Here is a 21,914-nt window from a genome sequence, read left to right as displayed (position 1 = left end):
AGTTTGCTCAAGGCAGCCCCTGCTTCCTATGCAGTTCCTGAATGATTGCACTTCCTGCATTAGAAATTGCTTTATTCTGCCCTGAACATCATTCTGTTGTATTTCATACATTTAATTTCCGTTTTTTTGCGGCGGATTTAGGCGACATCTGCTGTAGAAAGTACAATAGACGGCCTCAAGCAAGAGTGTCTCAACTCGCGCTGAATCAGCCTTTGAATCCATCCCATCCGCTTCGTTTCTGTTCATCTTATTCATGTCTGCTGCCAGCTGGCTTAACCTTGCGAAATCAGATGTGTGGCAATGGAATGTGCAGGCAATGTGCACTCAGCGATTTCGCCGCCGAGGCCAAGCGTCAGGGAGCGTTCTGCTTCGCCTTCGTTCATCAATACAACAGCGATGCTGCCGTCCGGATTGCGGAACGCCGCTGACAGCACGCCTTCGGCAGCCGACTGCAGCCCGATCCGTACAGCACCCGGTGCAATGAATTTGCTGAAATGCCCGATGTAATAATACGAGCTGTTATAGTGAACCTCGTCCGTAGTCGTATCCGCAATCACCGGAGCATCGCAGAGATTCCCCACGTGGTTCGGTCCGCCCGTCTCATCCAGCACCAGATTCCAGTCCAGATAGCCCTCTGTCCAGGCATTCAGATCGCCGATCATATTCCGGCCGTAGCGCTCACCCGTGAACCATTCCCCCAGACGCACGCCGCCTTCCTGGCAGCCTTCGGTGAAGAGCACATGCTTATCCGGGAAAAGCTCATGCACCTTCTCCACCTTGTCGAACTCCTCGCCGCCGTACCAGTGGATTCCGGTTCCCCATACATACTGCGCTGCTTCCGGATCGGATAGAATCGGTGTCACGCGTTCGATCATAATATCCCGGTTGTGATCCCAGATGACGATGTTCACATCCTCCATTCCGGCCTCGCGTATCACCGGGCCGAGGTGGTTTTTGACGAAATCGCGTTCTTCTTCAGCAGTGTATACACAGGAGTCCCAGGTCTGCACTGCCGCCGGCTCATTCTGCACCGATACCGCCCAGACCGGAACGCCCTCTTTACGGTAAGCCTCGATGAATTTGGTATAATAGCGCGCCCAGACTGCAGCATATTCCGGCTTCAGCGAACCGCCGTTATTCATCTCCCCGTTTGTTTTCATCCAGGCCGGCGGGCTCCAAGGCGAAGCCAGCATCGTGAAGGGCCCGCCTTTGACCTCCATAGCATCCTTAATGAGCGGCAGGACCCACTGATGATCATGCGAAATATCGAAGGTCGCAAGCTCCGTATCCTCGTCCTGCACATAGGTATAGTTGCCGAGCGCGAAGTCACAGCTATGAATATGCACGCGGCCCATACTGTAACTCAGCCCGTCCACCGGGTGAAAATAACTGCGGATGACCTCTGCCCGTTTCTCCGGACTCATCCGGGACAAGGTATACGCAGCCGCTTCAGTGAAAGCGCCGCCAAAACCAATGATCTTTTGAAACTCCTGCTCCGGCTGAAGCAGTATATCTGCTGTTGTACCAGGGATTCCCGCCTTGAACTGAATACCTTCCCTGGAGCTCAGACGATCTGCTGTATCTTTGGCGGTTACTACGGTTTGAACGGTTGGCATGTGGGTTCACTCCTTCATCATTTGAATTCGAAATAAAACGAAAGAAATCGAAACCGGTTTCGATTTTGCTGAAAAAAAATGCATTCCCGGTTGAACGCACTTTTATCTCTTGACCGGCGGTGCACAGGAATCTCTGACGATGATCTCTACAGGCAGAACCAGCGCCTCCTGATTTGTACGCGGGCCGTTCATCGAAGCCAGTAAAAGCTCCGCCGCCCGGGTACCCAGCAGCTCCGTATTCTGGCGGACGGTGGTCAGCGCAGGGGTAACATATCCCGCAAGCTCAATATCATCATAACCCATGACTGAAATATCCTCCGGTACAGACAGGCCCTGATCCTTGGCAGCCATTACGGCACCCAGTGCAAGCAAGTCACCTGAAGCAAACACAGCAGTTGGCCGTTCCGGCAGCTCCAGCAAAGACTTCATTGCGCCGTAACCGTTCTCCAGAGAGTAGAATGCTCCCTCGGCAACATATTCGTCCGGCACCTCAAGACCCTGCTGCTCCATCGCCGCTCTGTACCCCAGCTCCCGCTGTTGTCCCGGATACGTATTCCCGCCTCCCGAAATATGGGCAATTCTGCGGTGTCCGAGCGAAACCAGATATTCCACTGCCTGCAGTGCACCAGTCATATTATCCGAGCAGACCGTATGCGACAACGCCGTTTCGAAATCGAGAACCACTGTAGGAATATCACTCTCCAGAAGCTCCCGGAAATAAGGATCCTCATAATCGGAAAGGAACACTACAACCCCATCGACTCCGCGAATCCGGCAGTTCTCCAGATATCCGCTCTGCTTGCCGCCGACATCCTTCGAGATAAACATGAGGGCGTAACCCTTGGCTACGGCAACCTGCTTGAAGCTCTCAATAACCGCACTGAAGAAAGGATGGCGGATACCCGCTCCCGTGTTCTCCACAAACAGCACACCGATCGTCCAGGATTTCTTGGTCGTCAGTGTACGCGCATGCGCATTAGGAAGATATCCCATTTCCTGGGCGGTACGCAGTATTTCCTGCCGCGTCTTCTCCCGCACGTCAGAGTAGTTATTGAACGCCTTGGATACCGTGGTTGGTGAATAGCCGGTTCTTTTGGCAATATCGTATATGGTAGTCACTTCCGGTTCACTCCCGCGGCCCAAATGAAAGCCCTTTTATGTTCACTGTCATTCTAACTTCTTTCAGAACGGCCGTCCAGCATAAAATATCTCTGTACCGCAGGCAGCAGCGTAACGATCTGAACCAGCATGCCCAGAGACATGTAGAAAACATGAACAATACTGACTGTATCCATCATATATGTCTGCACCATAATCCAGATAATCTGCCCAAAGCCGATATAAAGCGAGAAGCTCCATGCTGCATGCAGCGCCTTAAACGGAGTGAGCGAATAGCCCCAAGACCACTCAGGCTGCTTAAAAAGACCATAGAGCACCATTAGCGGCAGCAGCCCAAAAATGACCAGCAGCAGAATGCCGGGAATTGCATAACTGTCAAAGGGCGATCTTTCCAGTATGGACGCCGGCATTCCAATCATTTCACCACTGGGATCGGCGAGCAGGACCAGCCCTCCGGCGACAGCTCCAAGGCCTAAGAATGCCTGAAGCACAAATAGCAGTCTTACGGCCCCGGGCTTTTTTTCACTAACGGTCATTCAGCTTCCTCCTCTCTGGTTCATAATTATTGTATTCCTATACAAGCCTCATCATTGATTTACTGCCTTACTTTGCGAGTTTACGGGTTTTTCCTCAAGACTGCGAAGAGGGATGTCACAGCCCTGGAGATTTGCGGCTTTTGGCGCATGCTGTGTGAATACCTGTGCTTTACGCTATACTATTATCAAATCAATGAAATCACATGGCGGTATACCGTAAATAAGTTTCTATTTCAAAATACAGAAGGGATTGGACAGTTGCGGCTGAGGGCCGTTCTGCCAAGTATACTTATGACTGAAACTATTCTTCCTCCATCCAAACAATGTGCCTATTGCCATCAGCTTAAGCCGCTCTCTGAATTCCGCAGACGTACAGGCAAGCGCTCCAAGGGTATCTCCCGGCGCGGAGCCTGCCGGGAATGCCGCAAGCTACGCGAAGCAGGGGCTGCGGCTGCGCCGCCGCGTGCAAGCGCGGCACCCGCACTGCCGGAGCGTCCGCCCGGCACAGGGACTGCCAAGCGGGATAAGACACTGGTCTCGATCTCTGCAGCGGGCTCCGGAGCTGCCAAACCGCCTGCTGCCTTGGGCCGTCAGCCTTCCTTGCCCGAACGTGCCAAGGAAGGCCGCGGCAGCGCGGGTACCTCCGGCCTCAAGGGCAAGTCCCGTCCGCGCAGTGCGGAAACGGGACGCACGATCCCCCAGCAGCGCGGACCGAAGCCCGATCCCCAGGATGCCTCTGCGCTCATCCCTTCAGGCAAGGGTATGATTCTGATGCGCGGACACAGCGACAAAGGCCGGCGCTGGCATCAGGAGATCGATCTTGCGCTTGCGGTAACGCTTGTCCGGGAGCATGCCGCAGTTGTCGTGAACCGCCGTACGATCCGCCGCTTATACAGCAATAAGGATTTCCGCGCCTATATTCTGACCCGGGACCAGTATATCTGCTATTTCTGCGGCTTATACGGGGATACCATTGACCATCTGCTGCCCCGTGCCAAGGGCGGGCACACTACGCCGGACAACTGTGTCTGCGCCTGCAATTTATGTAATCAGACCAAGGCCGACCAGTATGTAGAGGAATTCATGGGCCGCTAAGCAGGGCACATGATCCTGTACGCAAATCAAAAAGCGCCTCTTACCCCGGCGGCTGCCCAAGGGACACAGCCGCCCCGGCTCGCGGCGCTTCTTCATTCTTCTGTATACTGCTTAGCCTGTAATGTTCTTGACCCGTCCTACCTGTCCGTCAGTCAGCCGCACTTTGATTCCGTGCGGATGGCGGGGCGAATTGGTCAGAATATCTTTAACCGCGCCATGTGTGAGTTTGCCGGTCGCCTGATCCTGCTTCAGTACAATATCAACCTGAAGTCCGGGGCGGATATCCGCTCTAACTTGCCCGTTCATGTTCTTCTCCCCTTTCCGGAAATATCTTATATTCTTGTATATAATCAATTTACTATGATCAATAAGGATGATGACAGCTATGGCCTTTGGCATTAACAGAGCAGAGCTAGCCCGCTGGAAACAAGCGGTCTCCGCTGGTGAAATTGCGTTCCTTACACATTACTGGCTGGACAAGCGTTTTCCTGACATCACCACAGTGACCAAGGTCGGGTGCAGTGATCTCCCCCGCCTGAGGGAGTGGTGCAGGAAGAACAGCCTTCCGCCGCAATATATTCATAACCGCCAGCCGTTTCCCCACTTCGACCTGATGGGACCGAAGCAGGAGGAAATCCTCCGGCGTGAGGGGCTATGGGATCAGCTTGAAAGGTTCCGTATGCTATAGCCCCGCAAATGGCCCCCGTCCGAAGGCTCCCGCATTATTTCTTGTTCCGTAAATCCTTCATAATCCGGCGGCCGGTTGGCGTCTGCGCCAGTCCGCCCCCCGCCGTCTCGCGGTGCTTCTCGGGCATGGCGGAGCCCACCTCCAGCATGACCTTGATCACTTCATCGGACGGAATCACACTGCGGACACCGGCCAGTGCCATATCGGCCGCAGCAAGTGCCGTGACGGCACCGAAGCCGTTACGGACAATACATGGAATCTCCACAAGTCCGCCTACCGGATCACAGATCAGCCCCAGTGTATTCTTCAGTGCCAGCCCTACGGCATGCACGGCTTGCGCAGGTGTGCCGCCGCGCATTTCAGTCAAAGCCCCCGCTGCCATCCCGATGGCCGAACCGACCTCAGCCTGGCAGCCGCCTTCTGCTCCCGATACAAAGGAATTGTTGGCGATAACATACCCGATGGCTCCAGCCGCGAACAGGCCGGTTACCATATAGTCATCCTCCCAGCCGAAGCGCTCCTGACAGCTCAGGAACACCCCGGGGATGATTCCGCAGGAGCCTGCGGTCGGCGTAGCGATAATCCGCCCCATGGAAGCATTCACTTCCGAAACCGCAAGAGCATACGCCATGGCCTGACCGGCAGGACCGCCAAGGCAAGGTTCATCCGCTGCATTGTAAGCAGCCACACGCTGGGCGTCAAGTCCTGTCAGGCCGCTGCGTGAGGTGGTGTCTTCATGCATGCCGCGGTGCACCGCTTCCTTCATTACGCCGTAATACTGGCTCATGGTAGCGAACTCCTGCTCCTTGGAACGCCCAGACTCCGCGCTCTGCTCCTCAAGCATCAGAGCGCCGATTCCCAGACCCCGCTCTTCACATAATACAGCCAGCTGGCTGAGTGTTTGAAAATTCATGATGTAATGTCCTTTCCTTTCTGCTCATGTGCCTGTTCATTCAAATCGACGACTTTCACGGACTTCACAGCCGGCAGCGCCCGCAGATTCCGCAGCAGCTCCGGTGTAGCGGCTTCATCCAGCTCCAGCACCGTCAAGGCTGCTCCGCTGCGGTTCTTGCGGTCCAGCGACATATGTCCAATATTGCACTGGCCCTGCCGCATTACATCCGTAACGCTGGCCAGTACGCCCAGATAGTCCATATGATTAATCAGCACGGTTGGATACATGCCGGTAAGCTTCACGCCGAACCCGTCAATATCAACAATTTCGATATTGCCGCCGCCGATCGAGATCCCGGTAAGCATCAGCTCTGTGCCGCTCTCGCTGCCGGTAAGCCGCAGGCGGACCGTATTGGGATGGGGGAACAAGCCCGTTCCCTGACCGAAGGAAATCTCCATTCCGGCTTCGGCAGCAAGCTCTATGGAATCCGGCAGCCGGTGGTCATCGGTCGTAAAGTCCAGCAGGCCTCCGGCAATAGCCCGGTCTGTTCCATGTCCCTGATACGTGGCCGCAAAAGAACCGAAGAACGTGACTTCTGCCGTACGCGGCAATTCACCGAGCACCTGGCGTGCCGCTCTGCCGATCCGCGCCGCCCCCGCTGTATGCGAACTGGAAGGTCCGACCATCGCCGGACCGATAATTGAGAACACATCTTTAAACCGCATCGCTCAGGTCTCCCGCTATCAAAATTCGACATTGCACATAGAATAGTGCAAGTCATTTGTAAAGCTCCTATATATTATACTGCGTCCGGACAAAAGCTACACTATTACATTGTTTGTGACCTATCTCAGCTGTTCCGCGAGAACAGTACAAGGCCATCCCGCTCCTGCCAGCCGGTGCCTGACCAGAAGCTGCGGCCCAGAGCGTTATGCCCGATGACCATCAGATGGCATTTACTGATGCCTTCCTCCCGCAGTCTCTCCAGGCAGCGTGTGACCATCTCACGCCCGGCCCCCTTACCCCGGCTGCTGCTGCTGACAGCCACATGATACATATATCCTCTGCGCCCGTCATGTCCGCACACTGCTGTACCCGCAAGTGTACCGTCCGCATCCACACACACCTGGCTGATTCCCGGATTACGCTCCAGATAACGGATAATTTCCCCGCGCAAGTCCGCTTCACTAAGACCCATCCCGTCCGTATTCTTCCATAATTGATAAGCTGCCTCGTAATCATCGGCTGTCATTGGTCTGTATAGCATTAGTTATTCTCTCCATTTCTAAGGTTTTAGTATGTAAAGTTAAGAGCGTCTTAAGGGTCACCCAGAAGAGGACTGCGGCGCACGCTTTTCTGGGCGCATGCATACCAATATACGGAGAGCCAACAGGCAAGGAGGAGTATCACCCGATGAATCCCGTTTACCCCTATTACGGAGAAAAGACGGTATGCCGCGTGCAGCCTATCGCCTTTCCCCCACAGCATCAGGACCGCCAGCCGGGTCTGGAGAGTCTGATGAATCCGCGTCCGATCAGCGAGAACCCCGAGAGCAGCAGCGGCAGGCTCAAAGGAAAGGTTGCCCTGATTACCGGCGGAGACAGCGGCATTGGAAGAGCAGCCGCCATCGCTTTTGCCAAAGAAGGGGCAGATATTGCCATCGCTTACTTGGACGAAGCTTCTGATGCCGCAGCTACGCAGCAACGGATAGAAGAGCTTGGACGCCGCTGCCTGCGGATTGAGACGGATCTGCGCTATAAAGAGTGCTGCTTCGAAGCGGTGGAGCACACCGTGCGGACCTTCGGCAAGCTCGACATTCTGGTGAATAACCACGCCGTCCAATATCCGCAGAAGAGCATTCTGGATATCACAGAGGAGCAGCTGTACCAGACCTACCGCACCAATATCTTCCCTTTCTTCTTCCTGACCCAGGCCGCACTCCCGCATCTGCACAAAGGAAGCTGCATTATTAACACCGCCTCCATTACCGCTTACCAGGGCAACAAGGAGCTCATTGACTATTCATCCACCAAAGGCGCCGTTGTCTCCTTCACCCGCTCTCTGGCTCTTTCACTGGCGGACAGCGGCATCCGCGTCAACAGTGTAGCTCCCGGTCCGGTATGGACACCGCTGATTCCTTCCAGCTATTCCGCTGAAGAGGTCAGTGTATTCGGCACAGACACCCCGTTCAAGCGGGCCGCACAGCCCTATGAGCTGGCAGGAGCCTATGTCTATCTGGCCAGCCCTGATGCTTCCTATGTAACAGGCACCTGTATTCATGTTAACGGAGGGGACATGGTTACAAGCTGATTCATGCGCCGGATTCGTCCGGTCATTCCGGCCGTGCTCTTCACCCACCCCGAAAGGATGTTAAGCGATGACCACACATAAGGATTATGATCTGCCTTCTGTCCGCCTGACTGCGGGCATGTACGCACTGACCAAGCTGTCGGCCGCCGGACTGACCTTTATTCTCGTTTCCCTGTTTATGCTCGGCCATGGCTACGAAGGCGGAGTACCGGATGGCTGGCCGGTATCAGTGCCGTATGCCATTTACGCTTACGGCTTACCGGCAGCGATACTTGCCGATGCCCTGCTGCGCATGTTCCGGTCCACTTCGCTCAGTCCGGCCCTGGTGTTATACGCCGTAGCCGGCTTTGGAGCCGGCCTGTGGCTGGCCTCTGAGCAGGGCGGCGACGCAATGACCAGCGGTCTTGCCGGACTTGTAGTGCTGCTGTTGTTCCGGTTCGCCCAGATTGCCGGTGAACGCTACCCGCTCCTGCTTCCCTTCTTCGCCTTGTTTATTCCGCTGCTCTGCCTGGTCCTGTTCTGATATAGTGCCGCCGCTGGCAGAGCCGTAATACTAATCCATTCAGGGCAGAGCAGTGCTACCTTTAGACTCGCATAGGCGCAGCAGAAGCGGCAGGATCACGGTTATGGTGTATAGATAATGAGCCGCAGCAGCTCCGGATTTACGGTTCACAGCGCCTCAATAATATCCCCGGCGATCAAGGCCGCCGGGTTATCCCGTTTCCGGGCGGCACGTTCTCCCGCCAGCCCGTGGAGATAGACCCCAAAGGCTGCCGCTTGTGCAGCATCCAGGCCCTGGGCAAGCAGGCCGGAGATGATTCCGGTCAGCACATCCCCCGCGCCGCCGGTTCCCATTCCCGGATGACCCGTGATGTTGATATAAGCCTGTCCTTCGGGCGTTGCTATGACTGTATGGGCTCCCTTGAGCACCAGGATTACGCCGTGCGCTGCGGCATAAGACAGCGCCAGTCCAATCCGGTCACGCTGCACCCGGGCTGTAGAAGTCCCTGCCAGCCGGGCCATCTCCCCGGGATGCGGGGTCAGAATTACCGGATGGCGGCGGCTCCAGGCCCCGTAATCGGCATCCGCCAGTATATTCAGTGCATCCGCATCGATAATCAAGGGAGAATCCGTCTCCTCCCAAAGCCTGCGGAGCCAATCCCTATCTCCCTCGAACCGGCCAAGACCGGGGCCGACAGCCATACAATCACGGCTTCCGCTTAGCTGCAGCACTTCAGCCGCCGTACCGGCATTCCATTCCCCGTCGCTGCCGGATACCGGGGCCAGCATCAGCTCAGGTGCGCAGCCGATCACATAGGGCAGCAGCTTATCCGGCAGCGCCCACGTCACCAGCCCGCAGCCGGCGCGCAGCGCAGCGCGGGCGCACAGCAGGCCGGCGCCGCTCATGCGCAGGCTTCCCGCTGCCAGCAGGACATGCCCGTAAGTGCCCTTGTGGCCTTCGGGCGAACGGCGGCGCGACACGTCGACCTGCAGACGTGTCCGCAGCACTTCCGGCGTCAGCAGGCTGACCGGGACGCCGCTCTCACGCGCCAGGGCAGCGGGGATGCCGATGGAGCGGACCACCACCTGCCCGGCTGCTCCGGCGCCGGGATACTGCAGCAGCCCGCGTTTGAGGAACGCGAGGCAGACGGTCACCGACGCATGAATGCAGGGCTCATGCGTCTCGCCCGTGTCCGCGTCCAGCCCGCTGGGGATGTCCGCGGACACAATGGGCCTGCCGCTGGCGTTCGCAGCGGCAATCAGCTCCGCATAGGCACCGCGCGGGGCTCCCGCGCTGCCTGTGCCGAGCAGCGCATCTATGATGCCGCTGCATGCGGCAAGGTCCACAGCATCCCTGCCGTAGACTACGGCAGGGATGCCCATGGCTGCAGCGGCATCCCGCTGCAGCGCGGCTTCGCCGGCCAGCGACTCCGGCGCGGCCGCATACACCAGCGTGACGGCGATGCCGGCCTCACGCAGGTGCCTGGCGGCGGCGAGCCCGTCGCCGCCGTTGTTGCCTTTGCCGGCGAGGACGAGCCAGTGCTCGCCGCCGGCAGCGGTAAGCGTCAGCGCCGGGTCGGCGCTGACCGAGAAGCCCGGCGGCAGGATCGCCGGCCCGCCGGCCGCATAGCGCTGCGTTCCTCCGCCCATGGCTCCTGCCCCGTAGCTTCGCCCCTCTGCGTCTGCGCTCCCTATGCCGCCCACCGCGCCCGCTCCATAGCTCTGCATTCCTCCGCCCACGCCGCCCACGGCTCCTGCCCCGAAGCTTCGCTCCTCTGCATCTGCGCTCCCTATGCCGCCCACCGCGCCCGCTCCATAGCTCTGCGTTCCTCCGCCCACGCCGCCCACGGCTCCTGCCCCGAAGCTTCGCTCCTCTGCATCCGTGCTCCCTATGTCGCCCACCGCGCCCGCTCCATAGCTCTGCGTTCCGCCGCCCACGGCTCCTGCCCCGTAGCTTCGCCCCGCTGCGTCTGCGCTCCCTGTGCCGCCGCCCGCGCCTGCCCCGCACCGCCGGCACAATGCGATGACCTCCTCGGCAATCGCCCGCCCGGCGTTCTCCATCAGCGCAATGGCCGGAATTCCCAGCCGCTCAATCGTCTCGCGGTCGAATGCCCGCATCTCCTCCGCAGTTACCACATCCATAGCCAAGCCCTCCTTTAGTTGCTTCGATTGTACCCAGTACTATAGAATCAGGCAAATTGCAGACTTTGACACATCCTCATCCGGCTAAGGCGCCCGGAATGACAGCAAAAAGCCCTCCTGAGCGTTCAAGAGGACGGGCTTTAAGCTACGAAGCCTGCATTCTAGGCCGCTTTATTTCCTGACAAGCTTAATCTGCATCTATTAATACCCCACTGTAAAACGGGTCTTGCTGAAATTGCCTTCCTCCAGCTCATCGATAACCGCTACCGCGAAATCCTGGATGCTGATGCTGCTCCGCCCGTTCTCATCCACAATCAGCCGGTCCAGACCAATCCGGAACTGGCCGGTCCGGCGTCCGGCGATAATGGCAGCAGGCGGGCTCAGGTACGTATAATCCAGCTCTGACCCTCTGTAGATTTCATAGGCATTGGCGTGAGCCGACGCAAGCGGACGGAAGTTCTCCGGGAAATCAGCCGTGTCCATCAGCCACTCCCCGGTTTCCGTCTTCAAGCTGCCTGCCCCGCCAATAACGATCAGGCGCTGGAGCCCGGCGGCACGCATCCCTGTCAGCAGGGAATCCGCCGCCTGCAGCAGATCATTCTCATGCCCCGGCGCCGGTCCGAATGCGCTGATAACCTCTTCATGTCCGTGCAGTGCTGCCGTTACCGTGGCCGGGTCCAGCAGGTCGGCTGCAACAACCTTAAGCCGATCATGCTGAATACTGAAGGCTTCCGGTTTGCGGACGGCAGCGGTAACCTCATGTTTTCTTTTTAACGCTTCTTCTACAATCGCACTTCCGATCTTACCCGATGCACCAAATACTACGATATCCATTCTCTTGTTGCCTCACTTTCGTATTTGTTTGCAGCCCTGATCCTCTATTCATCATGAACGCCGCAGGAACATCCCCTGAGAATCCGGCAGGACCGGTGCGAATCCATATTGGGTATACAGCCTGGAGGCTTCCCCGTCAGCAATGAGACTAATATACGCCTTGTCCGGCACGGTATCCAGAAACCGGCGGATTTCCCGCATAATTATTTTCCCCAGACCCTGCCCCTGAAAGGAAGGCTTCACGGCAATATCGGTCACCTGAAAAAAACAGCCCCCGTCCCCGATTACCCGTCCCATTCCAGCCAATATATCTCCTTCATACAAGGTTACAGCAAACGCGGAGCGGGGCAGCCCGATTCCGGCTCCCTCCACACTCATGGGACTAAGCCCGGCTTCCAGCCGCAGGGCCAGGTATTGCTCCACTGTGGGCAGCTCATGCCGGATATCCGGCTGCAATGTCTTGTCCATACATTATCCCCTCTTGTCATGATTATCCGCCTGCACGCGGACACTCCTGTTAACCTGTTACCAATATATATGACTGCAAGGTTTCGAGGCAAGGCAGCGCCTATCTTATCCGGAAAAATGAAACGTCCCGCCCCCCCCGGCGTACAATTACTCAGAAATACAAACGGTTCTGCATCTGTTGCCGGCACAGGGTTATTCTTAGCCCGTATCCTTGGGTAAACTGTGGAATAGGATCTTTATAAGACTACTTGGAAGGCTGGTGGAGTTATTATGTCTCCGATAGGGAAATTATTCAAATGGGGAACTTTCGCTTATGAGGCTTTTCTGGCACTGCCGTTCATCGGCGGGGCATTTGTCGTAGCCAATGCCTGGGTACCGCTGGGGGTTGCTTTTCTGCTCCATGCCGTAGCTGTAATTATTCTGCTGAGAGAACGCGGATCTATCATCGGTAACGCAGTTGGTATCGTCACCTCGGTGGTCGGTTTGATTCCTTTTGTCGGCTGGATTATGCATGCCATCACTGCCCTCATCCTGCTGGTGGAGGGAATCAGCGGATCACGGCGCAACACACGCTACTAAATTAAGGCTTACACTAATGTCCCGGCATACAAAAGGGGTACCTCATTCAGCCATTTCCAGGCTTGTGAGATCCCCCTTTTTTCTGTTCACGGAAATGTATGATCATTTATCAGTGCACTACAGATTGCTATCCTCGTCCCGCAGAACGGGAATCGGTCCGCCGGCTTCCGGTTTCTCCACTATAACGTGCATTTGCTGTGCTGTTCTCGAAACGTTTGCGCTCTGTGCGCTCCATCTGTACGATTTGACCTTCATGCACCACAATATGCAATGAGCCGAACTCCATATCGTTGAGAAGTTCCGTTATCCGCGCAAGCCATACCTCATCCACTTTCAGTGGTTTAGCCATTCTCCAGCCTCCCTTTCCCCGGACAGGGGAGTATCTCCGCCTAAATCCCGTTATTCCGTCATTACCACCTTGTATACTATGAATTAACTTAGCACGGACCCCAAGGACTGTCAATGAGCATTTTTACGTAAAAGCAGACTCTTGACGATCATGGTCACCAGGGCCAGCAGGAGCAACAGGGAGGCAACGGCGAAGGATGCCGAAAATTGATATTCGTTGTACAGAATCTCGACATGAAGCGGCAGGGTATTCGTCTCTCCCCGGATATGCCCGGATACCACGGATACCGCGCCGAACTCCCCCATCGCCCGTGCATTACAGAGAATAATGCCGTACAGCAGACCCCACTTGATATTGGGCAGCGTCACGCGCCAGAAAATCTGCCAGCCGTGCGCACCTAGCGTAATGGCCGCTTCCTCCTCCTGTGTGCCCTGCTCCTCCATCAGCGGAATCAGCTCGCGCGCCACAAAAGGGAAGGTGATAAACAGCGTAGCCAGCACAATACCCGGCAAAGCAAAAACAATCTTGATATCGTGATTGCTCAGCCAAGGACCGAACCAGCCATGCGAGCCGAATACCAGAATAAAGATCAACCCGCCAATTACCGGCGATACGGCAAATGGCAGATCGATCAGCGTAATCAGAAAGCCCTTGCCGCGAAAACGGAACTTGGTCACTGCCCACGCCGCCGTTACACCAAAGATCGTATTCAGCGGAACGGTAATGGCCGCGACCAGCAGGGTCAGCTTCAGCGCCGAGGCGGCATCCGGGTCGGTCAGCGCGGCCCAATAGACATCCAGCCCCCGCTTCAGCGACTCCACCAGCACGATAATCAGCGGCAGGGCAATCAGCCAGAGCAATACAAGTCCGGCAAGGGAAATGAGCACCCATTTCACCGCTTTGGATTCAGTCGTCCGGGGGGACGACACGCTTTTTCGCGGCGCGGGGACATGTAAGGGAACCGTACCGGCCATTTTTATTCCTCCTAAAGTTTTGTTAGCTTAGGCATCCTGAATCTGCTTCGTACAAAACTAACTTCGGAAGCATTCGCTTAGGTTTTATGGAGCCTCCGCTCCTCGATAAACATCGCAATAAAACTCGCGCCAGAAGCACTCACTTAAGTTTTATGGAGCAAAGGCCATCTTGAATGGCCGCCGTTGTCCGGATTTCCTGAATCCTTAACGCGAGCTCTTCCGCGCCCAGTGCTGGAGGCTGTTGATGACCAGCAGCATCAGGAAGGAGATTAGCAGCAGCAGCAGCGCCACCGCTGTTGCTCCGGCATAATCGAACTGCTCCAGCTTGGACATGATGAGCAGCGGAGCAATCTCCGTACGCATCGGCATATTGCCGGAGATAAATACAACGGAGCCGTATTCGCCGATGCCCCGGGCAAAAGCCAATGCAAAGCCCGTAAGCAGCGGCGGGAACAGCTCCGGCATAACAATCCGCACGAAGGTCCGCCAGCGTCCCGCTCCCAGCGTGGCCGATGCCTCTTCCATATCCCTGTCCAGATCCTCCAGCACGGGCTGAACCGTGCGGACCACAAAGGGGATGCCGATAAACATCAGCGCCAGCGTAATGCCAAGCGGCGTGAAGGCTACCCGGAGGCCCAGCGGCTCCAGCAGGGAGCCGATCCAGCCGTTCTGGGAATAAAGTGCGGTCAGTGACACACCCGCCACAGCTGTAGGGAGCGCGAACGGCAGATCGATCAGGGCGTCGAATAGCCTTTTGCCCGGAAATTCATAGCGTACCAGTACCCAGGCCAGCAACAGCCCCAGAACAGCATCGATCAGGGCTGCGGCTGCCGCTGTACTCAGACTGACCCGATAGGAGGCCAGGACACGGGCATCCGTAGCCACATCCCAGAACTTAGCCCAGCTGAGTCCCGTCGAATTGAAGAGCAGCGCTGACAGCGGCAGCAGAACGACAAGACTCAGATACAATACGCTGAACCCCATCGTAATTCCGAAACCCGGCAGAAGCCTGCGCCGTGACACAGCCCCCGCAGCAGCTTTAGTGGTGACATTCATTTGCCCATTCATCCTTTCCTGCCTTCGGCTCGTTGGCCGATCAGCAACCGGGCGGGACCCCGCCTGCAAAATTCGCCTTACCTGTTCTGCTCAGCTCCATCCCGGAACTTGCTATCAGCTGCCCGGCACGTAGATTTTGTCGAAGATTCCTCCATCATTAAAGTGCTTCTCCTGGGTTTCCTTCCAGGTTCCGAATTTGTCCGCCAGTGTGAACAGCTTGATCTCAGGGAATTGGTCCTTGTACTGTTCCTTCACACTTTCCAGAGTCGGGCGGTAATAGTTCTCGGCGGCGATTTTCTGGCCTTCCTCGGTGTACAGGTATTTCAGATAAGCATCTGCGACCTCGCGGGTGCCTCTCTTGTCGACAACTTTATCCACCACGGCTACCGGCGGCTCGGCCAGAATGCTCTCCGACGGATTTACAATCTCGAATTTATCCGGACCCAGCTCCTTGATGGACAGGTAGGCTTCATTCTCCCAGGCGATCAGCACGTCACCGATTCCGCGTTCCACGAAGGTAGTTGTAGAGCCGCGCGCCCCGGTGTCCAGTACGGGTACATTTTTGAACAGCTTCTGTACGAACTCCTGAGCCTTGGCTTCATCGTTATTATTCTGGTCAAGCGCATATCCCCAGGCTGCCAGGTAGTTCCAGCGCGCACCGCCGGAAGTCTTAGGGTTCGGAGTGATCACTTCTACATCGTCCTTGAGCAGATCCGGCCAGTCCTTGATGCCTTTCGGGTTGCCTTTACGCACAAGGAATACGATAGTGGAAGTATACGGGGAGCTGTTATGCTCATATTTACTCTGCCAGTCCGCGCCGATAAGACCTGTTTCCTGCAGTGCATCAATGTCATATCCGAGCGCCAGCGTAACTACATCTGCTTCCAGACCGTCGAGTACAGCCCGGCTCTGCTTGCCTGATCCGCCATGCGATTGCTTGATCGTAACCTTCTGGCCTGTCTCCTGCTCCCAGTAAGCGGCGAATGCCTTGTTATAATTCTCATATAGTTCACGTGTAGGGTCGTAGGACACATTCAGCAGCTCGACCGGATCTTTGGCTGGAGCCTTCGTTGCCTCCGGTGTAGCCGCCGTATTCGCAGCCGCCTCTGTTGCTGCCGGAGCTTCTGTTGCCGCGCCTGCACTGTTCCCTCCATTGTTGTTGCCGCAAGCAGTAAGCCCTGCCGTCAATAATAGTGTGAACCCGGCGATAAGCCCCTTCTTGATCCCTTTCTTCATCACAAACCACTCCCCCATAATGTTCTTGTAATTGCATTATCATTGTGAATTTCTTGTTGGTTGGATTTCCGTCAAAAAAAGACGCAGGAAAGCCCACTTGTGGCTGGTCAAACCGGTCCTATGGACGCGTATCTGCGAGCCTGAAGCAGGCGTTCCTCCGTCTGTACGGTAAGAACTTATTTGATTATTCCTACCCATTTAGTAGGTTATACAGACATAATACTGAATGCCCTGCGCGCTGTCAAACCTTTTTTTCAATTTGGATGAAAGATGGCTCTATTCCGCCCGGCGGCAGCAAGTGGCGCCCGTTCCTGTAAGACCCACTTGTTATTGATGTCTTAAAGTAATATTATTGCTACATCTTATAGGTCAAATTACTAGATATAAGTTGAATTACTAGAGATGAGTTCTGCCGGATTTCTGCAGCCTCTATTTGCCACAAATTGTCGGGGGAAACTATCATGGGAATGGATTTGGAGTATGTACCCGCACCGCAGGGACCACGCCTGCACAGGCGCATACTCAGAGAAATGGGAAGACGCATCTTAGAAACGTACCGGTACGATACAGCATTATGGAGGATTGCGCTCTGCGGTCCTTGGATTCTATGTATTCTGGCTTTTACTATAGCCGTTATGGGCATCCCTACAGGGCTTGGGAGCGCAGCGGATATTATACTGGCTGCCGGCGCGGGAACCCTTGTAATGGCGCTGGCCGGCAACCTGCTGGCTGTACTGCTCTCCTTAACCGGACTGCGCATTCCGCGGCTGTTCACGGGCTCTTGGCTCAGTGCACTGAGCGCCGTGCTGCTTATTCTGTATTACGCCGATCTGGAGCTTGAGGCTGCAGCAGCCATCGCTGGTATCACAGCTTTGGCCGGGGGACTGGGAGGTCTTGCAGCCGGTCTGCTGCGGACGCGGAGAACCCTCACCGGCGGGCTTCTGGCAGCGGTTCTTGTCCTAACCCCCTTGGCACTGGCCTATGGGACGGGAAGCAGCCCTGCTCCCTCCCCATCGGTGAAGACATTGGCTGCGGATGGAGAGGTTCTTCCTGCGGCGGCGGCTGATCCCGGACAGCCGGGGGACTATACGTTCCACAGCTTCACCTATGGGAGCGGCCAGGACCTGCACCGTACAGAGTATGGCGCGGATGCCGCGCTCCTCTCTGCTTCTGTGGATGCTACGGAATACATCAAATCATGGCCTGCGCTGCGTACCTTATTCTGGGGATTCGATCCCGGAGCGCTTCCTCTAAATGCCCGGGTCTGGATGCCTGACGGGGACGGGCCTTATCCGCTCGTGCTTATGGTGCATGGCAACCATATGATGGAGGATTATTCCGAGGGCGGATACGCTTATCTCGGGGAACTGCTGGCCAGCCGGGGATTTATCGCCGTCTCGCTGGATGAGAACTTCCTGAATTATTCTGCGTGGTCCGGCATTCCGGATAATGACTTCCAGGTGCGGACCTGGATGATTCTGAAGCATCTGCAGCAGATCGCAAGCTTCGCGCAGCAATCCGGTACACCCTTCTATCAGAAGGTCGATTATGACCAGACTGCATTGCTGGGCCATAGCCGCGGCGGTCAGGCTGTAGCCATGGCTGCGGATGCCTCGCGCTGGTTCACCGGTGATCCGGCACTGGCGGCAACGAAGCAGTTCAACATCACTTCCGTTATTGCGCTGGCTCCTACGGATAAAGCCATTGACAGCAAACAGGCCAGTCTGGTGGATGTGAACTATCTGACGCTGCAGGGCGCCCGTGACGGCGATGTGCATGACTTCTACGGGGACCGGCAGTATATGCGTACTTCCTACACCGGCAGCACTCCGGCTTTCAAAAGCTCGCTCTACATTGCCGATGCCAATCACAGCCAGTTCAATACAGACTGGGGGCTGTTTGACCAGGCGCTGCCGACAGGGCTGTTCCTGAAACGTACAGACATTATGGATGGTGATGAGCAGCGGCAGATTGCCAAGGTCTATGTCTCCGCCTTTCTGGAGACTACGCTGCACGGGAAGACGGAATATCAGCAGTTATTCCGTGATTACCGCAGCGGTGCGCAGTGGCTGCCGGATACCGCCTATTATAACCGGTTCCAGAGCGGGACTTACATTACGGTAGCGAACTACGAGGAAGACCGCAAAAGAAATACGGTGAAGGGAGGCACTGCCACTGCTGAAGGCCTCACCTGGAGCGAAGAAGCAGCCAAGGACCGCGAGTCCAAGAACAAACCTTCATACGGTATTCTGCTGGAGCGCGGCAGCACCGCTCAGAACCAGGCTGGAGCTGGTGATGCGGATGCTGGTGCGGATGCGGTTGAAGCCTCCTACAAGATTAAGCTTAGTGAATCACTCACCCGTAATCTTGCCGCTTCCGCCGCAGAGGGCTTAGCCTTCTCCTTGGCTAACCGTAATTCCGACGCTGATGATGCAGAGGATGCGGCTGCACCCTCTGCGGCCGCTCTCTCCCCCGATGTGGAGGTGGAGCTGACCGACAGCAATGAGGTCACGGCACGGCTGCCCCTGGATGAGGTAATGGAGATTCTGCCATTGCCCCAGACCGAATTCACGATCAGCCCATGGCTGGAGGAGCGGATCAGCGACGGCAAGTTCGGCGACCGCTCGGAAGCCGTCTTCCAGACCTACGAGCTGCCCTTTGAGCTGTTCCTTGAAGAGGAGCCAGCGCTTGATCCGGACAAGCTGACCGAAATCACCTTCTACCTGCAAGGGGAAGATGACAAGATTATGCTGGATGACATCGGCTTCTATGAGCGGGATGACCAGCTGGGGATGCATTAAAGAGCCTACTCAGAAGATAAAATTACTGTTCCGTGTCCCTCGTGCCACAAGGATATATAATGAGCCCAAACGAAGAACGTCCCAGACTGCCAGCGGGCAGAGGGACGTTCTTTTGGCGTGAACCCGGAAAAGGGAAATGCTTATTCTTAAGCCCACTTTCTATAGATATGTCCATTGGCTTAAATGTTGTATGAATTACAACTTAGATCCACAGATGGCGGGGTAATCCGCTGTATCAAACAGCCACTACACAGACCGGAGACGGAATCTCCAGTTCATTACCGGTAGGAATCAGCCGGCCGCTCTCGCTGTCGATCCTGAAGGATACGATGTTGCCGCTGTTCTGGTTAGCGGCGAGCAGCATGCCGCTGATAATGGCGAAATTCCGCGGTGTCCGGCCGCCGGAGATGACCCAATCCTCCGCTTCCACCAGACCTGTCGCATTATCAATATGGAACAGGGCGATGCTGTCATGTCCCCGGTTCGATACGTACAGGTATCTTCCGCATGGGGAGACATGGATATCCGCCGCTGTATCATCACTTCCGGCCGTGTAATGCTCAGGAAGCGAGCTGACATTCTGCAGGATCTTGAGGTTGCCCTGCTGCTCGTCATCCGCAAAAACGGTAACCGTATTATTCAATTCATTCACCAGATAGATCCATTGCCGTGAAGGATGTACAGCCAGATGGCGCGGCCCCGAGCCCGGCGGCAGATCCACTTCGCGGTGGGTGACCAGCTTGCCCTCCTCCACGCGGTAGAACACAATCTGATCCAATCCGAGATCGCAGACCAGCACATGATCCCCGGTTTTATCGGGAATAACGGAATGCGGATGGGGCGCATCCTGACGGTCTGCACGGATTCCTGAACCTTCATGCTTAACCTGGGAGGACATGTCCTGCAGCGAGCCGTCACTGTTCAGCGGGAATACATTTACATTCCCTCCCGTATAATTAGATACGAATATGTAATCTCCTTGCGGAGCCACGGAAACATAACACGGCGCACCGCCTCCGGTAGCTCTGCTGCCCAGCGGGCGCAGCGCTTTGCTGCCGGGTTCAATGGCGTAGGCATACACCTGGCCTTCATCCTGTTCACTTACCGCATATAATACGGTTCCCGCTGCATTTACAGCCAGATAGGAGGGATTCTCAATTCCGCGGGTGCCGCCCATAATTCTCATTTCGCCCGTTTCCTTATCCAGCGCCCCCAACAGGATGGCTTCTTCCTTCTCACTACTATAGGTTCCGATATAGAACAACACTTCATTAGGCTGGTGCATGGCAACGGCTCCTTTATTGTATAGTGTACAAATATATAACCTGCACAGCGGTGTTTTCACTCAGCTGATCTCCGCAAAATTTACTATAACATGTTTATGTACCCAAGACATTACCAGGCTTAAACAGCATAAATATGGATACAATAGAATACTAATTCTAAGTGTGCAAGCAATATTTGACACTTGGTTTAAACGTCTTGCAGAAGGTTAATAGTAACCATCGAAGATAACAAACACAAAGGAGCTGAAGAATAATGAGTTTATTATGGATGTTGATTGTTGGTGGCGTGATTGGTTGGCTGGCTGGCCTGATTATGGGCAGAGATATTCCGGGTGGCATTATCGGCAACATTATCGCCGGTATTCTGGGTTCATGGCTCGGCGGCATGCTGCTGGGAAGCTGGGGACCTAAGATCAGCGACTACTATGTCTTCCCTTCATTGATTGGTGCCGTAGTTCTGATCTTCATCGTTAGCCTGATCCTGCGTTCGGTTGGCGGACGTAGCCGTTCTTAAGCCCTATGGCAGCATTCATAGCTGAAGCTGCTGAAATACACTTATCAAGCAAACCCGCCAGGGTTAACCCTGGCGGGTTTGCTGTGTGGACCATCCAGGGGCCGCCTTCACCACGGCCGGTGATCCATTCTGAATTGGATCTTTTTTCTGCTATAATGAAGAAATAAGTGACCCAAATCACAGAGAGGAAAGTGAATCATGGGCAATATCAACCCCTCACTTCTGCATGTGGGCTCCACGCTGGGAGCCGTGTTCATGGCGCTGATGGTTATTTTTATCCGCCTGAAGGCTAGTGCCCGTCCGGTAACCGTCCGCAAAATATGGATTCCGCCGCTTGGCATGTCCACCGGATTCGCCATGTTTGTAGTCCCGGAAGTCAGATTTCCCTGGTGGTGGGCTGTTGCAGCTTTCCTGGTCGGCTGGTTTATCTTCGCCTATCCGCTAATGCGCAGCACCCGGTTCGAGGAACGGGAAGGACAGATTTATGCCCAGCGCTCCAAGAGCTTCGCCTTCATTCTGCTTGGACTGCTGCTGATCCGCACCCTTCTCCATGAGTTTATCAATCAATATGTATCTGTCCCGCAATCCGGCGGATTATTCTTTATTCTGGCCTTTGGCATGATTCTCCACTGGAGAGTGTTCATGTATAAGCACTACACCCGGATGCTGCCTGCCGAGGCCCCAATACCACAGACCAGAGGGTAAGCAGGATACATATCCTGGACAGCAGGGTGGAAACGGCTTTGCCGTCTTGTTCAAAGAGCGGCCGCGTTTCAGCGGGAAGTATAAGGATGATTCGTGGAATGACACTTATACATCCTTATATTCACAAACAGGGGGTGTCCCAAACAGCCATGATCATGACTGCTTGGGACATCCCCTTTCATATTTAATAGGCGCCGGGCTTTCTGTATG

Annotated in this window: 23 protein-coding genes; 8 read left to right on the top strand and 15 right to left on the bottom strand. The window is 55.6% G+C overall.

The window, feature by feature from the left end; translation table 11 throughout:
- Positions 1–272: 272 nt before the first annotated feature.
- The 3 genes from NSQ73_RS32630 to NSQ73_RS32620 all read right to left on the bottom strand — a co-directional run bounded on the left by NSQ73_RS32630 (position 273) and on the right by NSQ73_RS32620 (position 3,271).
- The gene (locus tag NSQ73_RS32630) at positions 273–1,616 is read right to left on the bottom strand and encodes a glycoside hydrolase family 30 protein (protein WP_340990338.1); all 1,344 of its coding nucleotides are present in this window, start codon (positions 1,614–1,616) and stop codon (positions 273–275) included.
- A 102-nt stretch (positions 1,617–1,718) separates the two neighbouring features.
- On the bottom strand, positions 1,719–2,735 hold the full coding sequence (locus NSQ73_RS32625; protein WP_076243580.1) for a LacI family DNA-binding transcriptional regulator: 1,017 nt from the start codon (positions 2,733–2,735) through the stop codon (positions 1,719–1,721).
- Between the two features lie 53 nt (positions 2,736–2,788).
- Positions 2,789–3,271 (bottom strand): hypothetical protein, encoded by a 483-nt coding sequence (locus NSQ73_RS32620; protein WP_042133111.1) that lies wholly within the window; start codon positions 3,269–3,271, stop codon positions 2,789–2,791.
- 291 nt (positions 3,272–3,562) lie between these two features.
- Between NSQ73_RS32620 and NSQ73_RS32615 the strand changes: the two genes are divergently transcribed.
- Complete coding sequence (locus NSQ73_RS32615; RefSeq protein ID WP_076243579.1) at positions 3,563–4,366, top strand: HNH endonuclease; 804 nt, start codon at positions 3,563–3,565, stop codon at positions 4,364–4,366.
- A gap of 111 nt (positions 4,367–4,477) precedes the next feature.
- Here the strand turns inward: NSQ73_RS32615 and NSQ73_RS32610 are convergent, their stop codons facing one another.
- Entirely contained in the window at positions 4,478–4,672 is a 195-nt protein-coding gene (locus tag NSQ73_RS32610) for a YwbE family protein (RefSeq protein WP_042133109.1), read from the bottom strand.
- Between the two features lie 79 nt (positions 4,673–4,751).
- On the opposite strand from NSQ73_RS32610, the gene NSQ73_RS32605 reads away from it, so the two are divergent.
- Complete coding sequence (locus tag NSQ73_RS32605) at positions 4,752–5,054, top strand: hypothetical protein (RefSeq protein WP_340990336.1); 303 nt, start codon at positions 4,752–4,754, stop codon at positions 5,052–5,054.
- A 34-nt stretch (positions 5,055–5,088) separates the two neighbouring features.
- Here the strand turns inward: NSQ73_RS32605 and sdaAA are convergent, their stop codons facing one another.
- From sdaAA to NSQ73_RS32590, 3 genes are all read right to left on the bottom strand, one after another.
- A complete protein-coding gene (gene sdaAA / locus NSQ73_RS32600) occupies positions 5,089–5,967 on the bottom strand; it encodes an L-serine ammonia-lyase, iron-sulfur-dependent, subunit alpha (RefSeq protein ID WP_340990335.1) in 879 nt (292 codons plus the stop codon).
- Positions 5,964–6,674, bottom strand: coding sequence for an L-serine ammonia-lyase, iron-sulfur-dependent subunit beta (gene sdaAB, locus NSQ73_RS32595; protein ID WP_042232115.1), 711 nt, complete (start codon positions 6,672–6,674; stop codon positions 5,964–5,966). Before sdaAB ends, sdaAA begins: the two co-directional genes overlap by 4 nt.
- A gap of 125 nt (positions 6,675–6,799) precedes the next feature.
- Positions 6,800–7,216: a GNAT family N-acetyltransferase gene (locus NSQ73_RS32590; RefSeq protein WP_340990333.1), complete on the bottom strand. Its 417-nt coding sequence runs from the start codon at positions 7,214–7,216 to the stop codon at positions 6,800–6,802.
- A gap of 146 nt (positions 7,217–7,362) precedes the next feature.
- Here NSQ73_RS32590 and NSQ73_RS32585 point away from each other — a divergent pair, with 146 nt between their 5' ends.
- Both NSQ73_RS32585 and NSQ73_RS32580 read left to right on the top strand, forming a co-directional pair.
- Positions 7,363–8,259, top strand: coding sequence for an SDR family oxidoreductase (locus NSQ73_RS32585; RefSeq protein WP_340990331.1), 897 nt, complete (start codon positions 7,363–7,365; stop codon positions 8,257–8,259).
- 67 nt (positions 8,260–8,326) lie between these two features.
- Positions 8,327–8,782, top strand: a complete 456-nt coding sequence (locus tag NSQ73_RS32580) for a hypothetical protein (RefSeq protein WP_039310540.1) — start codon at positions 8,327–8,329, stop codon at positions 8,780–8,782.
- A gap of 146 nt (positions 8,783–8,928) precedes the next feature.
- On the opposite strand, the gene NSQ73_RS32575 is transcribed toward NSQ73_RS32580, so the two are convergent.
- From NSQ73_RS32575 to NSQ73_RS32565, 3 genes are all read right to left on the bottom strand, one after another.
- Complete coding sequence (locus NSQ73_RS32575) at positions 8,929–10,902, bottom strand: NAD(P)H-hydrate dehydratase (RefSeq protein WP_340990329.1); 1,974 nt, start codon at positions 10,900–10,902, stop codon at positions 8,929–8,931.
- Between the two features lie 201 nt (positions 10,903–11,103).
- Positions 11,104–11,736: an NAD(P)-dependent oxidoreductase gene (locus NSQ73_RS32570; RefSeq protein WP_039299589.1), complete on the bottom strand. Its 633-nt coding sequence runs from the start codon at positions 11,734–11,736 to the stop codon at positions 11,104–11,106.
- A gap of 51 nt (positions 11,737–11,787) precedes the next feature.
- The gene (locus NSQ73_RS32565) at positions 11,788–12,204 is read right to left on the bottom strand and encodes a GNAT family N-acetyltransferase (RefSeq protein ID WP_340990328.1); all 417 of its coding nucleotides are present in this window, start codon (positions 12,202–12,204) and stop codon (positions 11,788–11,790) included.
- Positions 12,205–12,474: 270 nt separating this feature from the next.
- Here NSQ73_RS32565 and NSQ73_RS32560 point away from each other — a divergent pair, with 270 nt between their 5' ends.
- On the top strand, positions 12,475–12,783 hold the full coding sequence (locus tag NSQ73_RS32560; protein WP_042232103.1) for a hypothetical protein: 309 nt from the start codon (positions 12,475–12,477) through the stop codon (positions 12,781–12,783).
- Between the two features lie 127 nt (positions 12,784–12,910).
- Here the strand turns inward: NSQ73_RS32560 and NSQ73_RS32555 are convergent, their stop codons facing one another.
- The 4 genes from NSQ73_RS32555 to NSQ73_RS32540 form a co-directional block, all read right to left on the bottom strand.
- Positions 12,911–13,132 carry a YezD family protein gene (locus NSQ73_RS32555; protein WP_315412548.1) on the bottom strand — a complete coding sequence of 74 codons (222 nt, stop codon included), beginning with the start codon at positions 13,130–13,132 and terminating at the stop codon, positions 12,911–12,913.
- 110 nt (positions 13,133–13,242) lie between these two features.
- Positions 13,243–14,106 (bottom strand): sulfate ABC transporter permease subunit CysW, encoded by an 864-nt coding sequence (cysW, locus tag NSQ73_RS32550; protein ID WP_171720281.1) that lies wholly within the window; start codon positions 14,104–14,106, stop codon positions 13,243–13,245.
- A 204-nt stretch (positions 14,107–14,310) separates the two neighbouring features.
- Complete coding sequence (gene cysT, locus NSQ73_RS32545; protein ID WP_336101227.1) at positions 14,311–15,162, bottom strand: sulfate ABC transporter permease subunit CysT; 852 nt, start codon at positions 15,160–15,162, stop codon at positions 14,311–14,313.
- A 114-nt stretch (positions 15,163–15,276) separates the two neighbouring features.
- A complete protein-coding gene (locus NSQ73_RS32540) occupies positions 15,277–16,398 on the bottom strand; it encodes a sulfate ABC transporter substrate-binding protein (RefSeq protein WP_340990323.1) in 1,122 nt (373 codons plus the stop codon).
- Between the two features lie 461 nt (positions 16,399–16,859).
- Between NSQ73_RS32540 and NSQ73_RS32535 the strand changes: the two genes are divergently transcribed.
- Entirely contained in the window at positions 16,860–19,199 is a 2,340-nt protein-coding gene (locus NSQ73_RS32535) for a poly(ethylene terephthalate) hydrolase family protein (protein WP_340990321.1), read from the top strand.
- A 235-nt stretch (positions 19,200–19,434) separates the two neighbouring features.
- Here the strand turns inward: NSQ73_RS32535 and NSQ73_RS32530 are convergent, their stop codons facing one another.
- A complete protein-coding gene (locus NSQ73_RS32530) occupies positions 19,435–20,484 on the bottom strand; it encodes a lactonase family protein (protein ID WP_340990320.1) in 1,050 nt (349 codons plus the stop codon).
- A gap of 254 nt (positions 20,485–20,738) precedes the next feature.
- On the opposite strand from NSQ73_RS32530, the gene NSQ73_RS32525 reads away from it, so the two are divergent.
- The gene (locus NSQ73_RS32525) at positions 20,739–20,999 is read left to right on the top strand and encodes a GlsB/YeaQ/YmgE family stress response membrane protein (RefSeq protein WP_036732764.1); all 261 of its coding nucleotides are present in this window, start codon (positions 20,739–20,741) and stop codon (positions 20,997–20,999) included.
- 198 nt (positions 21,000–21,197) lie between these two features.
- Positions 21,198–21,704, top strand: a complete 507-nt coding sequence (locus NSQ73_RS32520) for a CcdC family protein (protein WP_171720285.1) — start codon at positions 21,198–21,200, stop codon at positions 21,702–21,704.
- The last annotated feature ends 210 nt before the right edge of the window (positions 21,705–21,914 follow it).

The sequence above is a fragment of the Paenibacillus sp. FSL R10-2736 genome, assembly GCF_038000245.1.
Lineage (GTDB): Bacteria > Bacillota > Bacilli > Paenibacillales > Paenibacillaceae > Paenibacillus_AQ > Paenibacillus_AQ phytohabitans.
The sequence above is the reverse complement of the archived record's forward strand: the minus strand, read 5'-3'. Positions and strand labels throughout refer to the sequence as shown.

Bases quoted from the DNA above. Each gene is read 5' to 3' on its own strand.
- NSQ73_RS32525 (WP_036732764.1), top strand. From the start codon at position 20,739: ATGAGTTTATTATGGATGTTGATTGTTGGTGGCGTGATTGGTTGGCTG.
- NSQ73_RS32610 (WP_042133109.1), bottom strand. From the start codon at position 4,672: ATGAACGGGCAAGTTAGAGCGGATATCCGCCCCGGACTTCAGGTTGAT.
- NSQ73_RS32555 (WP_315412548.1), bottom strand. From the start codon at position 13,132: ATGGCTAAACCACTGAAAGTGGATGAGGTATGGCTTGCGCGGATAACG.
- NSQ73_RS32540 (WP_340990323.1), bottom strand. From the start codon at position 16,398: ATGAAGAAAGGGATCAAGAAGGGGCTTATCGCCGGGTTCACACTATTA.
- NSQ73_RS32530 (WP_340990320.1), bottom strand. From the start codon at position 20,484: ATGCACCAGCCTAATGAAGTGTTGTTCTATATCGGAACCTATAGTAGT.
- NSQ73_RS32590 (WP_340990333.1), bottom strand. From the start codon at position 7,216: ATGCTATACAGACCAATGACAGCCGATGATTACGAGGCAGCTTATCAA.
- NSQ73_RS32535 (WP_340990321.1), top strand. From the start codon at position 16,860: ATGGGAATGGATTTGGAGTATGTACCCGCACCGCAGGGACCACGCCTG.
- cysT (WP_336101227.1), bottom strand. From the start codon at position 15,162: ATGAATGTCACCACTAAAGCTGCTGCGGGGGCTGTGTCACGGCGCAGG.
- NSQ73_RS32580 (WP_039310540.1), top strand. From the start codon at position 8,327: ATGACCACACATAAGGATTATGATCTGCCTTCTGTCCGCCTGACTGCG.
- NSQ73_RS32585 (WP_340990331.1), top strand. From the start codon at position 7,363: ATGAATCCCGTTTACCCCTATTACGGAGAAAAGACGGTATGCCGCGTG.
- cysW (WP_171720281.1), bottom strand. From the start codon at position 14,106: ATGGCCGGTACGGTTCCCTTACATGTCCCCGCGCCGCGAAAAAGCGTG.
- NSQ73_RS32575 (WP_340990329.1), bottom strand. From the start codon at position 10,902: ATGGATGTGGTAACTGCGGAGGAGATGCGGGCATTCGACCGCGAGACG.
- NSQ73_RS32615 (WP_076243579.1), top strand. From the start codon at position 3,563: ATGACTGAAACTATTCTTCCTCCATCCAAACAATGTGCCTATTGCCAT.
- NSQ73_RS32630 (WP_340990338.1), bottom strand. From the start codon at position 1,616: ATGCCAACCGTTCAAACCGTAGTAACCGCCAAAGATACAGCAGATCGT.
- sdaAB (WP_042232115.1), bottom strand. From the start codon at position 6,674: ATGCGGTTTAAAGATGTGTTCTCAATTATCGGTCCGGCGATGGTCGGA.
- NSQ73_RS32560 (WP_042232103.1), top strand. From the start codon at position 12,475: ATGTCTCCGATAGGGAAATTATTCAAATGGGGAACTTTCGCTTATGAG.
- NSQ73_RS32565 (WP_340990328.1), bottom strand. From the start codon at position 12,204: ATGGACAAGACATTGCAGCCGGATATCCGGCATGAGCTGCCCACAGTG.
- NSQ73_RS32620 (WP_042133111.1), bottom strand. From the start codon at position 3,271: ATGACCGTTAGTGAAAAAAAGCCCGGGGCCGTAAGACTGCTATTTGTG.
- NSQ73_RS32605 (WP_340990336.1), top strand. From the start codon at position 4,752: ATGGCCTTTGGCATTAACAGAGCAGAGCTAGCCCGCTGGAAACAAGCG.
- NSQ73_RS32570 (WP_039299589.1), bottom strand. From the start codon at position 11,736: ATGGATATCGTAGTATTTGGTGCATCGGGTAAGATCGGAAGTGCGATT.
- sdaAA (WP_340990335.1), bottom strand. From the start codon at position 5,967: ATGAATTTTCAAACACTCAGCCAGCTGGCTGTATTATGTGAAGAGCGG.
- NSQ73_RS32520 (WP_171720285.1), top strand. From the start codon at position 21,198: ATGGGCAATATCAACCCCTCACTTCTGCATGTGGGCTCCACGCTGGGA.